The following is a 13,396-nucleotide window of genomic DNA, read 5'->3' as shown; positions in this document are numbered from 1 at the left end:
ACGCTATACGTTGAGCGCTGCACGAGCGCCTCATAACGGGCGAGATTATTCAAAACGCTCTGCGCCCCGTAAAGCGAGATAAACTCGCGACTTGATGCGTTTTTGGAATTAACGTGCGAAAGTTCAAGATTCCCAACATGGGCGCGCTGCTCGCGTTCGAAGCCGCCGCGCGGCATCAGAGCTTCACGCATGCGGCGCGCGAACTGTTCCTCACCGAAAGCGCGGTGTCGCGACAGATCAATACGCTCGAAAGCAATCTAGGCGTGCGGCTGTTCGTGCGCGTCAAGCAACGCGTGGTGCTGACGCGCGCGGGCAAGGTCTACAGCGCGCAGGTGAGACGCTCGCTCGAACACCTCGATCGCGACACGCTATCGATCATCGCGCACGGCAGCGGCGGCGGCTATCTGGAACTCGCGGTATTGCCGACGTTCGCATCGCAATGGCTGATTCCGCGCATGGCCTCGTTCAATGAACAATACCCCGAGGTGCGCGTGAACATGGGCGTGCGTACCGCGACGTTTCCGTTCGCCGACACGCATTTCGAAGCGGCAATTCATTACGGCAAGCCGACTTGGCCGGGTACGTCGGCGGATTTTCTGTTTCGCGAGGAAGTGGTGCCGATCTGCGCGGCGAGTCTGCTGAAGCGGCCGGTCCGCAACGTCGCCGAATTACTTCACTATCCGCTGCTGCATTCGACGACGCGACCCGATGGTTGGGCGACCTGGTTCGCGAATTTCGGCGTCGACGACAACCGCACGATGCAGGGCGTGCGCTACGAACTGCACACGATGCTGATCAGCGCGGCCGCGGCCGGACTCGGCATTGCGCTGGTGCCGCGCTTTTTCGTCGACACGCAGTTGCGGCAGTTCGGTCTCGTGATTCCGTTCGACACACCCGCGCTCGCCGAGGCCGCGTACTACCTTGTCTATCCGACCGAATTGAGTCACGGCAAGCCGCTCGCGAGTTTCCGCGAGTGGCTGCTGCGCGAGGCCGCCGCATACGGCGCGATTTATCCGGAGCTGGTGGAGCGGCCCGAGGGGGGCGTGAGGTGACGAAAGCCGCATGCGGAAGTGATCCAATCACGCATGCGACTACGCGCAGTGTTCAGCTGCCGGTGCGCGCCTGGGCCAATGCGGCGAGATTGCCTTCGCCGAAGCCATGATGTCCCTGGCGTTGCACGATCTCGAAGAAAATCTCGCCGGCGCGGCGGCGCACGAAGGTCTGGAAAAACAGCAGCGGCACGCCGTCCGCGCCGATCTCGCCATCTACGAGCACATGCGTGCGCCGCAGTCGTTCGACATCGAGCCCGTGTCCCGGCAAACGTGCATCGAGCTGCTCGTAGTAGCGCGGCGGCGGCTCGACGAATTCGACGCCGTTCGCGAGCAGACGCTCGACGCACGCGAGGATGTCGTCGGTGGCGAGCGCGATGTGCTGCACGCCTTCGCCCGGATGATCGGGCAGATACTCGTGCATCAGGTTGGTCCGGCCCGTGCCTTCCTCGTATAGCGGCACGCGGATCGCGCCGCACGGCGACACCATCACGCGCGATTCCGCCGACACGTGCCAGTTGGCGTGCAGCTCGTGAATCTCGCGGAAATTCAGCAGGTCGCGATAGAAGTCGATCCACTCCTGCATGCGGCCTTCGCCAACGGTTTGCGTCAGATGGTCGACCGCGATCAGGCCGCTGCCCGCGTGATTCAGATCGGCTGCGGCCGTGTCGATTTCGATGGGCCGGAAGTCGATGTCGAAGATCGAGATATCGCCGAGGCCGCCGCGCTGACCGCCTCGCCCGCGCCAACGATCGACGAAATAGATGTGCGAATCGCCGATGCCTTGAATTGCCGGGATCAACAGTTCGCCGGCACCGAGGCGTTCGCCTTCGAACGCCCACGCGCCGAGTTCCACCGCGCGTTCGAACGCGCGCTGTGCGTCGGCGACGCGAATCCCGATCGCGCAGATGCCGACCCCGTATTCTTCCGCGTAGCGTGCTGCGAACGAATCGGGCTCCGCGTTGATCAGGAAATTCATCTCGCCCTGGCGATACAGCGTCACATCCTTGCTGATATGACGCGCGATCGCCTTGAAGCCGAGCCGCGTGAAGGTCTCGCCGAGCGCCTGCGGATCGCGCGCGGCGAACTCGACGAACTCGAGGCCCGCCGTGCCGAGCGGATTGTGCTCCGGCGCCAATACGGCGCGCTGCGCGGCCTCTGGAGTGGGCAAGTCGCTGGGCATGGCAATCTCCTTGTACGGTCTTTCGATGCGGGGCCGGTCTTTCCGGGTTCGGCGCGAAGTGTTCCGGTCGTTCGCGAGGGGCTGCGTGGTACGTGCTCGCTCGTGGCGCGCACGCGGCGTGCCGCAGGAACAACGGCCTGTGGCGGCTTTCGCACCGTGTTTTTACACCGGGTCGCGGGGCGTTCGCAAGCTTCCTTTTGTACTGGTTGGTTCATATGTCGAACGGCACGCCGCCGGTGCTCGCGGGCATGCGTGCGGCAGGCGGGCGCATCAGTCGAGCGGCGCGTCCTCTGGGCTGCCTTTGCGCGCCGTTTTGCCGACGGTTTTACCGACGCCTTTGCCCGCATCCTTGCCCGACACCGCCGCCATTCTGCCCCGCGCGACCTCGCGCACCGCCTCGATGAACGCGCGTCCCACCGCCGACGGCTGTGTATCCGAGCGACGAATCAGCCCCACCGGCTCGCCGGTGCCCGCAAACGGCAGCGGCAAGCGCACCAGCATGCCGTGCGTGAGTTCGTATTCGACCGCGCTTTGCGGCACGAACCACACCGCGCCGTTTTCGAGCGTCAGCGCGCGCCCCGTCGATACCGACAACACCTCGACGAACGCCGACAACGGCGGCACGCCCCACGCGCTGAGCAGGCTCTCGGCCGATTGGCGGATCAGCGTGCCGAACGGCGGCAGCACGATCGGAAATTCCTCCAGCGACGTGGCGGGCAATGCCTTCCCTTGCGCCAGCGGATGCCCGGCGCGCACGACCGCGATCAGCGGCTCGGTAAACAGTTGCTCGAAACTCAGGCCGACCATCCGCTCCGGGTCCGCGAGGCGGCCGATCGCCAATTCGATCGACCCCGCTTTCAGGCGTTCGAGCAATTCCGGATTTGCGCCGGTCGCGAGGCGCACGATTACGCGCGGCCACTGCGTCGCGAACTGTCTCAGCACGGGCGGTACCAGCACCGCGGCGACAGTGGGCAGCACACCGACTTCGAGCGTCGCGGCGGCCGCGCCCTCGGCCCGCGCAAGCAGATCGACGCCCTGGCGCAGCGCGCTCACGCAGGCGCTCGCGTGCGGCATGAAAAGCTGCCCCTCGCGCGTCGGCACCGCGCCGTGACGGCCGCGCTCGAACAGCTTCACGCCGAGAATGGTCTCCAGCTCGGCGACCGTCTTCGATACCGCCGGCTGCGTAATGGACAAACTGTCCGCCGCCCGCTGGACGCTGCCGAACTGCGCGACGGCCAGAAAGCACTGGAGATGACGAAATTTGACGCGGCTATCCGCGAGACTGCGTTGCATAACGGAAGGTTATACGAAACGGGCAAAAACGTCATTTTTCATAACCGCACGTTTTGTATAAAGTGCCAGTCATAACGTCGCATCCCCCGATTCCTCCAACGGAGACACCTCATGGAAGATTCAATTCTTTCGCCGCGAGATTTCGCGTCCCATCCCGAGTACATCTATCCGCCGTACGGTTCGTCGGTCAAACGCGGTCCGTCGCGTCCGCTGATTCCGCTGAAGGAGCGGCTGCGCGACCAGCGCGTGCCGGTCTACGGCACCGACGACCTCGACCCGCTCGACAGCGACCTGACCCGCAACGCGGTGCGCAATGGCGAACCGCTCGGCGAGCGCATCATCGTGACGGGTCGCGTGCTCGACGAAGGCGGCCGCCCGGTGCGCAACACGCTGGTGGAAGTCTGGCAAGCGAACGCCGCCGGCCGCTATGTGCACAAGGCCGACCAGCACGACGCGCCGCTCGACCCGAACTTCCTCGGCGCGGGCCGCTGCATCACCGACAACGAAGGCCGTTACCGCTTCATGACCATCAAGCCGGGCGCGTATCCGTGGGGCAACCATCCGAACGCCTGGCGTCCGCAGCACATCCATTTCTCGCTGTTCGGCGACCACTTCGGCTCGCGTCTCGTCACGCAGATGTACTTTCCCGGCGATCCGCTGCTCGCATTCGACCCGATCTACCAGGGCACGCCCGAGCACGCCCGTGAGCGCATGGTCTCGAAGTTCTCGCTCGACACCACGCAAGAGGCCTACGCGCTCGGCTACGATTTCGACATCGTGCTGCGCGGCCCGAACGAAACCCCGATGGAGCGCTAAGCCATGACGACCCTCAAGCAAACGCCTTCGCAAACCGTTGGTCCGTACTTCGCCTACGGTCTTTGCCCGCAGCAATACGATTTCGACTTCAAGAGCCTGTTCACGAACGTGCTGGCCGACATGGAAGCGGCCGGCGAGCACATCACGATCGTCGGTCAGGTGTTCGACGGCGACGGCAAGGTGATCGGCGACGCGATGATCGAGATGTCGCAAGTCGACTCGAACGGCCACTATCCGGAATCGCGCGAAGAAATTTTGAAGACCGGCTTTCACGGCTTTGCGCGCGTCGGTACGGGCACGGATCCGCACAAGCGCTTCATCGTCGAGACGGTGAAGCCGGGCCGCGCGAATCCCGACGAAGCCCCGCACATCGACGTAATCCTGACGATGCGCGGCATGCTGCTGCACACGTTCACGCGCATCTATTTCGAGGACGAAGCGCAGGCGAACGAGCAGGACGCCGTGCTGGCGTCGGTGCCGGCCGAGCGCCGTAATACGCTGATCGCGCGCCGCGTTGCCAGTACGGCCAACGTGTATCGCTTCGACATCCACATGCAGGGCGAGCAGGAAACCGTGTTTTTCGACCTGTGATGCGCGATCCGTCGCGAGACTGCGAGCAGTAAAGATCGAGCCCGCCTTGCGCGGGCTTTTTTTCGCGCGGCCGTTTCGCGGTGCGCCTGCGCGCGCTCAGCAGCGGAAATGATCGATGCTTTGTCCGGCGTGAATCGCGCGCGCGAGCCACGCCGGTTTATCGCCGCGACCGTCCCACTTGTTACCGAACGCGTCGCGATACAGCACTGCGGCCACGGCGTTCGCATCGGCCTCGAGCGATTCTGCCAGCGCTTCGAGTGTGATGCCGTGGTCGTCCATGCGTCGGCGGATCCACGCGATCATGCGCTCGCGCAGGTTCTCGTCGCGTTCGAACAGTCGTTGTTGTCCTTCTCGTTCTTTCATAACGTATTGGTGTCGCAGCTCTTGCTGGCATTAGACAAACGGGCAACTCGCATAACAACACGAGGCTCGTGCGTAATTCAATTTGAATGGAAGCAATTCGACGAATTCACGCGATCCATGCAAATGCGTGAAAACCCGCATTTGCAAGTGATGCCTGTCAGATCCTGAATTAAAGCGCCTGAGTTGAAGTGCTGGAATCAAGCGAATCGGCTACTCGAAAGATCGGCGTGGCTCGAATTGCGCCCGTGTTTCGCGTCGTGCGTCGCCTCGTCGTCACAAGGGAGCTTCCGCGTATGAAAAGTCATTCTAGCATTCGATGTATTTTTGCCGCAGCAAAGAACTCTTTCTAATTGCACTGATTGCACGGCTTCCGAGTTTTCGGTATTCGTGGCTTCCTCCGCGCAGTTGGCGGACAATGCGAGACCCGGTATTCGCTAGAACTTCTGTCATCGGCCCGACATCAGGAGACATCACCATGCCCGCCTCGACCGCCATCCTCACGATCCTCGCCGCGCTGCTATTGGGCGCGATGAGTCCGGGGCCCAGCTTCGTCATCGTCGCACGCAATGCGATCGGTCTGTCGCGCGGCGACGGTCTCGCGACAGCGCTCGGCATGGGCATCGGCGGTGTGTTTTTTAGCGGCATCGCGCTGCTCGGGCTCTATACGCTGCTCGCGACGGTCGAATGGCTCTACGTCGGGCTGAAAGTGACCGGCGGCGTCTACCTGGTCTATCTGGCGTCGAAAATCTGGCGCGGCGCCGCGAAGCCGCTCGCATTCAGCGAAACGCAAACCGGCAGCGGCGGCAATCCGCGCAAGTCGTTCTGGATCGGCCTGAGCACGCAGCTCAGCAATCCGAAAACGGCTGTCTATTACGGCAGCATCTTCGCTGCGCTGCTGCCGCAGCATCCGCCGGTGTGGTGCTATTTCGCGCTGCCGCCGGCGATCTTCGCGATCGAGGCGGGCTGGTACACGATCGTCGCACTGTGCTTTTCGAGCCAACGGCCGCGCGAAATCTATCTGCGCTGGAAGGCGTGGATCGATCGCATCGCCGCGAGCGCGGTGACCGCGCTGGGCCTGCGGCTGATTTTTAACGCGCACAAGATGGGAATTTGACGGCAACACGAAGCGGCGCGCACCGTCGTGACTCGATGCGCGCCACTCGCGCCGCCCTGAATCAGCGGTAATCGCGACGCGTTACCCTTTCGCCTCCGCCTTGATCCGCGCGCGCAACTCGAACTTCTGGATCTTCCCCGTCGACGTCTTGGGCAACTCGCCAAAGCGCACCGCCTTCGGCAACTTGTAGCCGGCCAGAAACAGTCGGCAGTGCGCGATGATTTCCTCCTCGGTCACCTGCGCGCCTTCCTTCAACTCGATGAACGCGCACGGCACCTCGCCCCACTTCGGATCGGCCATCGCGACCACCGCCGCCACCGACACCGCAGGATGCCGGTACAGCGTGTCCTCGACCTCGATGCTCGAAATGTTCTCTCCGCCCGAAATGATAATGTCCTTGCTGCGGTCGCGGATGCGGATATAGCCGTCGGCCGTGCGCACGCCGAGATCGCCGGTATGGAACCAGCCGCCTTTGAAAGCAGCTTCGGTCGCGCGCTCGTTCTTCAGATAGCCCTTCATGCAGATGTTGCCGCGAAACATGATCTCGCCGATCGTTTCGCCGTCGTCCGGCACCGGCGCGAGCGTGTCCGCATCGAGCACCGCGACCGCCGCCTGCAGGTGATAACGCACGCCCTGGCGCGCGGTCAGGTCGGCGCGGATTTGATCGTCGAGCGCGTCCCATTCGTCCTGCTTCGCGCAGACGGCCGCCGGCCCGTAGGTTTCGGTGAGCCCGTACACGTGCGTCAGATCGAAGCCGATCTGCTTCATCTTCGCGATCACCGCGGGCGGCGGCGCGGCGCCCGCGACCATCGTCGACACGCGATGCGTGATGCCCCCGCGCCATTCGGCCGGCGCATTGACGAGCGAACTCTGTACGATCGGCGCTCCGCAGTAGTGCGTGATGTGTTCGCGGCGAATCAACTCGAACACGATCTTCGCGTCGAACTTGCGCAGACAGACGTTGACGCCCGCGCGGGCGGCCACCGTCCAAGGAAAGCACCAGCCGTTGCAGTGGAACAGCGGCAACGTCCACAGATAGACCGCGTGCTTCGGCATGTCCCATTCGAGGATGTTGCTCAGCGCGTTCAGATATGCGCCACGGTGATGGTATACGACGCCCTTCGGGTCACCGGTCGTGCCCGACGTGTAGTTCAGCGCGATCGCGTCCCATTCGTCGGCGGGCGGAGTCCACTCGAAGGAAGGGTCGCCGGTTTGCAGGAACTGCTCGTAGTCCGTCGCGCGAATGAACTGCGCAGCGTCGGCGGGCTGCGCGTCGGCCACGCTGATCACGCGGAGCTCCGGGAATTCTAGCGCCGCGCGATGCGCGAACTCGCCGTATTCGGTGTCGACGATCAGCGCCTTCGCCTCACCGTGGCGCAGCATGAACAGCAGCGTCGCGACGTCGAGCCGCGTGTTCAGTGTATTCAGCACGGCGCCGGCCATCGGCACGCCGAAGTGCGCCTCGACCATCGGCGGGATGTTCGGCAGCAGCGCGGCGACCGTGTCGCCGCGGCCGATGCCGGCCTCGTGCAGCGCGCTCGCGAGCCGCCGCGCACGCTCATAGGTCTCGCGCCAGTTGCGGCGGATCTCCCCATGGACGATCGCGAGCCGCTCGCCATACACTTGCGCTGCGCGCACGAGGAAATCGATCGGCGTCAACGGGACATAATTGGCCTCGCGCTGCCCGAGGCCTTCGTCGAACATGTGCTGTGTCATTGCTTCGTCTCCTGAGGCGCGAGCCGCGCCGCCGATTGTTGTGATCGTGTTCTATGAATGAACCAGGGCCTAGCCTAGCAATTGTCGTCATCAACTGTCTGTGATTCAAATGACAGAGTGCCACCACTGACGCCCCGCCTTGACCTGGCTCACGCCGAGCACTTTGAAGGCGGTGCGTGGATCGCCCGTCGCCAGCAACTGTCCGACTATTGGTTCGGCGTGCACTCGGGGCTCATCAAGCTCGCTATCTGCTACGCGTCGGGCCGCAGCTGCACGCTATCGGGCGTGCCGCCGCGCGCGTCGCGCAATCGCTCGCGTAGCTTTTCAATCCGGATCTGTATCCGGACACAGGTCGCACACTGGCGATTTCACAGGAAGAAGTGGGTCTGCTCGCGGGAGCGTCGCGGCAGCGCATCAATCAGGCGCTGCAGAACCTCGGGAAGCTGGGGATTTTGCGACTGTCGTATAACCGGATCGAGGTGCTCGATCTCGAGCGGCTGGCTGCGTACGGGCGGGAACAGATCTAGCGACGCGACTGACGCTCCCTACCCGGCGCGCACGCCGCTCTTGCGCGTCGCGCGCGTTTCGAGAGCGTCGTCGGTCTTGAACAGCGCGAACATGATCGCGCTCAACACGCCCGTTTTTTTCCAGCGCAGATAGTAGCGATGCGCGGTCTGGTACGGGACGTAGTGCTCGGGCATTGCGCTCCACGGCGCGCGCGTGTGCAGCACCCACATCACGCTATTGAGCACGTGGCGAATTTCGATCGGCGGACGACCACGGCGCGGGCCGTCATCATGCAAGGTTTCAGGTAACAGCGGCGCGACCCGCTGCCATTGCTCGTCGGTCAGCTCCTGAACGACTGGCGAGGTCGCGATGGATTCGGAAGATGGACTATTCATGCGGGAAAGCGCACGCGTAAAACGCGTGTTGGCGTCGCTCCGAAAGTCGTGTCGATACGTCAATTCGTTCGAGACTACTCGAAGCGTGCCTGGGAGAAAGTCAACTTTTGTCACCAAGAATGGTGGTGCAATTGTCGAAAATTGCAATAGGTTATTGCGCGAAAGCGCTGATGGTGCTGCGCGGACGGTGATCTATCATCGGCGCGCCCGGCGCCGCCCCACTCGGCGCGCGCCGCGTCCGCCGCGCTCGTCGGCAGCGCCGCCCTTGCCGCGACGTCCGAACAAGCTTCGGCACAAAGCTCGATCACGCTGTATGGCGTCGCCGACGTCAGCGTACGCTATCTGACGAACTCGAACGCCAAAAACGACGATCGTCTCTACATGACGAACGGCGCGATCACCAACAGCCGCTGGGGTCTGCGCGGCTCGGAAGAGCTCGGCGGCGGTCTCAAGGCGATCTTCGATCTGGAAAGCGGCATCAACCTGCAGGACGGCTCGGCCTCGGATAGCCAGCGCATTTTCAACCGCAACGCGTACGTCGGCGTCAGCAGCCCGTACGGCACGCTGACACTCGGTCGCCAGAAGACGCCGCTGTTCGACCTGCTCGGCGACACCTACGACCCGCTCACGGTCGGCAACTACAACGAGAACTCGTGGCTGCCTGGCGCGCTCGGCGCGGGGCTATACGCCGATAACGCGATCAAGTACACAGGCGCGTTCAAAGGCCTGACGGTGGCCGCGATCTACTCATTCGGCACGAACTCGGAATCGACCGGCGGCGGCTTCTCGGGCCAGGTGCCGGGCCATCTCGGCGCGGGCAACATGTACGGCTTCACGCTGTCGTACGTGGCGGGTCCGCTATCGGTCGCGGCCGGCGTGCAGCAGAACAGCGACAACAGCAATCACAAGCAGACCATCTTCGACGCGAACGCGGTCTATGCGTTCAGCTCGACGAAGCTGTACGTCGGCTATCTGCATTCGAAGGACGACACCGGCTTCGTCGACAGCGCGCTCGCGCAGCAGACGCTCGTGCCGGGCGTCGATATCGTCAAGGGCTCGGGCCGCATCGACAACGGACCGTTCGCCGGCGTCACGTGGCAGGCCACGCGCGCGCTGACGCTGACGGGCGCCGCGTACGACCACCACATGTCGAACGCGGCGATCGGCGCTGGTCAGCTCGGCAGTGGCTAGCGTTACACGTTCGTCGCACTGGCCGAGTACGCGCTGTCGAAGCGCACCGAGGTGTACGGCACCGTCGATTTCGACAAGGTGTCGGGCGCGGCGTCGGTCGAACTGCCGGGCCGCGACAACCAGACCGGCGTTGCGCTCGGTTTGCTGACAATCTTCTAAATCGTTTCACGTCGTCATGGCAAAACGGGCGTCCCCAGGGACGCCCGTTTTTTTCGCCTCGCATACGGAAACCGGCTCACCGGTCTGCCGCGCGCATAAAAAAAGGTGCCGCGAACGGCACCTTTCTGTACTACAGGCAGCTTCTGCTGAAGCTTAGAAGCGGTGACGCAGACCGACCGTAGCAGCCGTCTGGTTCTTGGACGACGACGCGGTCGGAACCGTGTTGTCGCCGCTGTAGATCGAAGCCACGCCGCCGTCACCCATTGCGTGCTGGTACACAGCCTGAGCGTAGACGTCGGTGCGACGCGACAGCGAGTAGTCAGCCTGCAGGCCGATCTGGTGGTAACGGGTCTTCATGTCGTTACCGTCGGCGTTGATGCCGTAGCCGCGCGCGTCGGTGAACGTGTACGCGACGCCGAGAGCCATAGCCGGGGTCACGTTGTACTTGCCGTTGATTTCGTAGTTGTTGGTGTGGCCTTGACGCTGACCAGGAGCTGCACCAACCAGGTTGTCGACGCGCGATTGCGTCCATGCCACGCCAACCAGCGCCGGGCCGAAGCCGTACGAAGCGCCTGCGCCGAACTGACGCTGACGGAAGTCGCCTTGCAGCACGCCCGCGGTGTTCGCCAGAACGCCGTCCGATGCGCCGCTTGCGTTAGCAGCCGGGTTGTTTTGCTGAGCGTAGGCAGCACCGAGGTGCAGGCCTTGCCACTGGTATGCGGCGCCCAAGCTGTACTGACGGTTGTTTGCGAAGCCACCAGCCTGGTTCGAGAAGCCGTACGTGCCGCCGAACGTGAAGCCAGCGTAGTTAGCGCTCGAGTACTTGACCGAGTTGTTGACCGACAGACCACCGTTGGTGTTCAGGTTGTCGTTGTTGAACGGGTGCGCGAAGTACGTGCCGCCCCAGCTGCCCGTCGCGGTCAGCGGTGCGAGGTAGTCCTGCGCTGCGTCGTACTGGCGACCCAGCGTGACCGTACCGAATTGCGAGCTCGACAGACCGACGAAGGCCTGACGGTTGAACATGCCGTTGTTGTTAGCGAACTTGCCGTTGTTGATGTTGAAGCCGCTTTCCAACGTGAAGATTGCCTTCAGACCGCCGCCCAGATCTTCCGAACCACGCAGGCCGAACATGCTCTGGTTGATACCGCCGCTACCTGCTGCCCACTTGGAGTTGTGGGCAACGTTGCTGGTGTACGTCAGACCTGCGTCGAGCAGACCGTACAGGGTCACGCTGCTTTGTGCGTGAGCAGCGACCGAAGCGAACGATGCGGCAGCCGCAACGACGATGAGACTCTTTTTCATGGGAACTCCAATTCGAAAAATTTATACGGGGAGCAGGACCTGCTTCAGCAGCCGATGCATCGCATTTGCCGCCGCCCGCTTGGCCGAACCGTGGGGATCGACCGGGCACCCTTGAAGCGAAGCGTGAGTGTAGGGGGACACCCTGGTACCGACGCAGGTAATTCACGCAACAGGATTTTTCGAAATTCGCAACAATGTTGGTGCCGATGGGTATAACTTCTTGTTTTTCCATCGTTTATTGCAAGATCTAGGTGCGGGATCGCCAGCTCCGGCCAAAACGAATTTGCAACGCGTCAATATCCTAAGTTGTGCGTTTGCAACAGTACTTTAATACGCGTGACGTAATCGGGTCGGAGCAAATTGACGAAAAGACCGGCCGATATTTTTTGTAATCGAATGGTTGAAGAGACGGTTTCCGCGTCGCTTGAGATTTATTTTCGGAGCGCCGGAACTTAATAGAGTTAATGCAGTCCTCCTCGCGTATACGCCAATTAATGGTTTCCGGCGGGGCGATTAACTCGTCGGCTCACCAAGGCGACTTATTCACCCAATCTTTATTGATCGACGCAAGCAATCGCCGCCGCCCCCGGGCAGCGCAACGGTCCGGGCCCGCCGCGTCGAATCAGCATTCACTATTGAGACACTGCCATTGCGGCGGTCTTCTAATTGCTCGCTTTAGAGAGCACCCACTGTCACGTCTCTATAAGATGCGCGCGCGATTCGAAAAAGCCTTCAGCACGGGCGTTACGCGGAGTTGAATTGCGACCCCGGCCGTCGCGTGACAAGGCCCGCGCTGAAAGGGGGCGGCGTGCGTCAACAAGCCTTCCGCATTCAATTAACGGCGGGGTGGCGCCCGTTTTTACACGGATTTTCCCTGATTACGCGTGATCACCGCTTATGGTTTGCGCGGAGCGCGCTTAAGCGCCTCCTCGTCCTCGTCCTCGGGCGAGGAGCCCGGCGCGAGCGGGTCGGTGTCCGGAGGTGTGTCGGGCAACGGACGCGGCTCGCCGTTGGGTTCCTCGAGCGGCTGATTAGGAGGCGCGGCGGGATCGATGGTTGGATCGGTTTGCATGACGGCCTCCAGGTGAATGGGAAGGTTTCCCTACGTTGGATGCGCAACGGCTATTCCCGCGATCGCGTGCGGCGCTCGATGAACGGCGAGGCAGGCGCCGCTTTCAGCCGCCCGAACGTGCGAGCACCGCGCGGCCCAACTCGCTTAGCGACGCCGTCTGTAGAAATTGCGCTGACTCGAAACGGAGTTTGCAACGCCCGACAACTCAGTGACGCTCCGGGCGCGAGTTCGCCACCTCATCGGACGATGCTGTGAGGCACGGCTCCAGCCCGAATAGCCATGCGAAACAGAATGCGACCCGCGTCAGCGCTCGACGCGACGCTGCGGCAGGTCTCGTTGGCTTCGTCGAGCGACGCGGCTGGGGGGTTGAAGCTGGGCACCGGGTCGCCAAGCTCAGGCGGCCGAAGGCCGCCCAAAAAACAAAAAAGGGTTCCGGAATTCGGAACCCTTTTTTCGATACTTTGGTGGGCCGGGTGGGATTCGAACCCACGATGTCCTTTCGGAGGTGGATTATGAGTCCACTGCCTGCAACCAACACGGCGTCCAGCCCAAGAAAAAAGACCCGGTCGTGAAGGCCGGGCCCGTTTCGTCGATTGGCCGACATACTACACGAAAAAGGAGCCTCCGCAACCGCTTCGCTTCGGC

Annotated in this window: 11 protein-coding genes, 1 tRNA gene and 2 pseudogenes; 6 read left to right on the top strand and 8 right to left on the bottom strand. The window is 62.8% G+C overall.

From position 1 onward, the window contains the following. Positions 1-113: 113 nt before the first annotated feature. Complete coding sequence (locus tag HDG39_RS30765; protein ID WP_184011480.1) at positions 114-1,052, top strand: LysR substrate-binding domain-containing protein; 939 nt, start codon at positions 114-116, stop codon at positions 1,050-1,052. A 52-nt stretch (positions 1,053-1,104) separates the two neighbouring features. Here the strand turns inward: HDG39_RS30765 and HDG39_RS30760 are convergent, their stop codons facing one another. Together HDG39_RS30760 and pcaQ are read right to left on the bottom strand one after the other, a co-directional pair. Then, complete coding sequence (locus HDG39_RS30760; RefSeq protein WP_184011478.1) at positions 1,105-2,232, bottom strand: 4-hydroxyphenylpyruvate dioxygenase family protein; 1,128 nt, start codon at positions 2,230-2,232, stop codon at positions 1,105-1,107. A 270-nt stretch (positions 2,233-2,502) separates the two neighbouring features. Next, positions 2,503-3,525: a pca operon transcription factor PcaQ gene (pcaQ, locus tag HDG39_RS30755; protein WP_184011476.1), complete on the bottom strand. Its 1,023-nt coding sequence runs from the start codon at positions 3,523-3,525 to the stop codon at positions 2,503-2,505. Positions 3,526-3,636: 111 nt separating this feature from the next. On the opposite strand from pcaQ, the gene pcaH reads away from it, so the two are divergent. Next, positions 3,637-4,341, top strand: coding sequence for a protocatechuate 3,4-dioxygenase subunit beta (pcaH, locus tag HDG39_RS30750; protein WP_090808441.1), 705 nt, complete (start codon positions 3,637-3,639; stop codon positions 4,339-4,341). A gap of 3 nt (positions 4,342-4,344) precedes the next feature. Next, positions 4,345-4,932 carry a protocatechuate 3,4-dioxygenase subunit alpha gene (gene pcaG, locus HDG39_RS30745; RefSeq protein WP_184011473.1) on the top strand — a complete coding sequence of 196 codons (588 nt, stop codon included), beginning with the start codon at positions 4,345-4,347 and terminating at the stop codon, positions 4,930-4,932. A gap of 96 nt (positions 4,933-5,028) precedes the next feature. On the opposite strand, the gene HDG39_RS30740 is transcribed toward pcaG, so the two are convergent. After that, positions 5,029-5,295, bottom strand: a complete 267-nt coding sequence (locus HDG39_RS30740) for an H-NS family nucleoid-associated regulatory protein (RefSeq protein ID WP_184011471.1) — start codon at positions 5,293-5,295, stop codon at positions 5,029-5,031. Positions 5,296-5,770: 475 nt separating this feature from the next. Between HDG39_RS30740 and HDG39_RS30735 the strand changes: the two genes are divergently transcribed. After that, positions 5,771-6,409: a LysE family translocator gene (locus tag HDG39_RS30735; protein ID WP_184011469.1), complete on the top strand. Its 639-nt coding sequence runs from the start codon at positions 5,771-5,773 to the stop codon at positions 6,407-6,409. An 81-nt stretch (positions 6,410-6,490) separates the two neighbouring features. On the opposite strand, the gene HDG39_RS30730 is transcribed toward HDG39_RS30735, so the two are convergent. Next, the gene (locus HDG39_RS30730) at positions 6,491-8,125 is read right to left on the bottom strand and encodes an acyl-CoA synthetase (RefSeq protein ID WP_184011467.1); all 1,635 of its coding nucleotides are present in this window, start codon (positions 8,123-8,125) and stop codon (positions 6,491-6,493) included. Positions 8,126-8,272: 147 nt separating this feature from the next. Between HDG39_RS30730 and HDG39_RS30725 the strand changes: the two are divergent. Next, a pseudogene (locus tag HDG39_RS30725) lies at positions 8,273-8,652 on the top strand (helix-turn-helix domain-containing protein); the annotation flags it as partial. 18 nt (positions 8,653-8,670) lie between these two features. Here the strand turns inward: HDG39_RS30725 and HDG39_RS30720 are convergent. Then, positions 8,671-9,027, bottom strand: a complete 357-nt coding sequence (locus tag HDG39_RS30720) for a transposase (RefSeq protein WP_184011465.1) — start codon at positions 9,025-9,027, stop codon at positions 8,671-8,673. Between the two features lie 246 nt (positions 9,028-9,273). On the opposite strand from HDG39_RS30720, the pseudogene HDG39_RS30715 reads away from it, so the two are divergent. Next, positions 9,274-10,377 (top strand): annotated as a pseudogene (locus tag HDG39_RS30715) (porin); the annotation flags it as partial. Between the two features lie 153 nt (positions 10,378-10,530). Here the strand turns inward: HDG39_RS30715 and HDG39_RS30710 are convergent. From HDG39_RS30710 to HDG39_RS30700, 3 genes are all read right to left on the bottom strand, one after another. Then, positions 10,531-11,679 (bottom strand): porin, encoded by a 1,149-nt coding sequence (locus HDG39_RS30710; RefSeq protein WP_184011463.1) that lies wholly within the window; start codon positions 11,677-11,679, stop codon positions 10,531-10,533. 895 nt (positions 11,680-12,574) lie between these two features. Continuing rightward, positions 12,575-12,751, bottom strand: coding sequence for a hypothetical protein (locus HDG39_RS30705; protein ID WP_184011461.1), 177 nt, complete (start codon positions 12,749-12,751; stop codon positions 12,575-12,577). Between the two features lie 462 nt (positions 12,752-13,213). Further along, positions 13,214-13,301: transfer RNA gene (locus HDG39_RS30700), tRNA-Ile, on the bottom strand. Positions 13,302-13,396 lie beyond the last annotated feature (95 nt).

It is taken from the genome of Paraburkholderia lebeckiae, assembly GCF_014201005.1.
GTDB lineage: Bacteria > Pseudomonadota > Gammaproteobacteria > Burkholderiales > Burkholderiaceae > Paraburkholderia > Paraburkholderia tuberum.
Note: the sequence above shows the minus strand (reverse complement) of the source record. Positions and strands in the feature narration are given on the sequence as shown.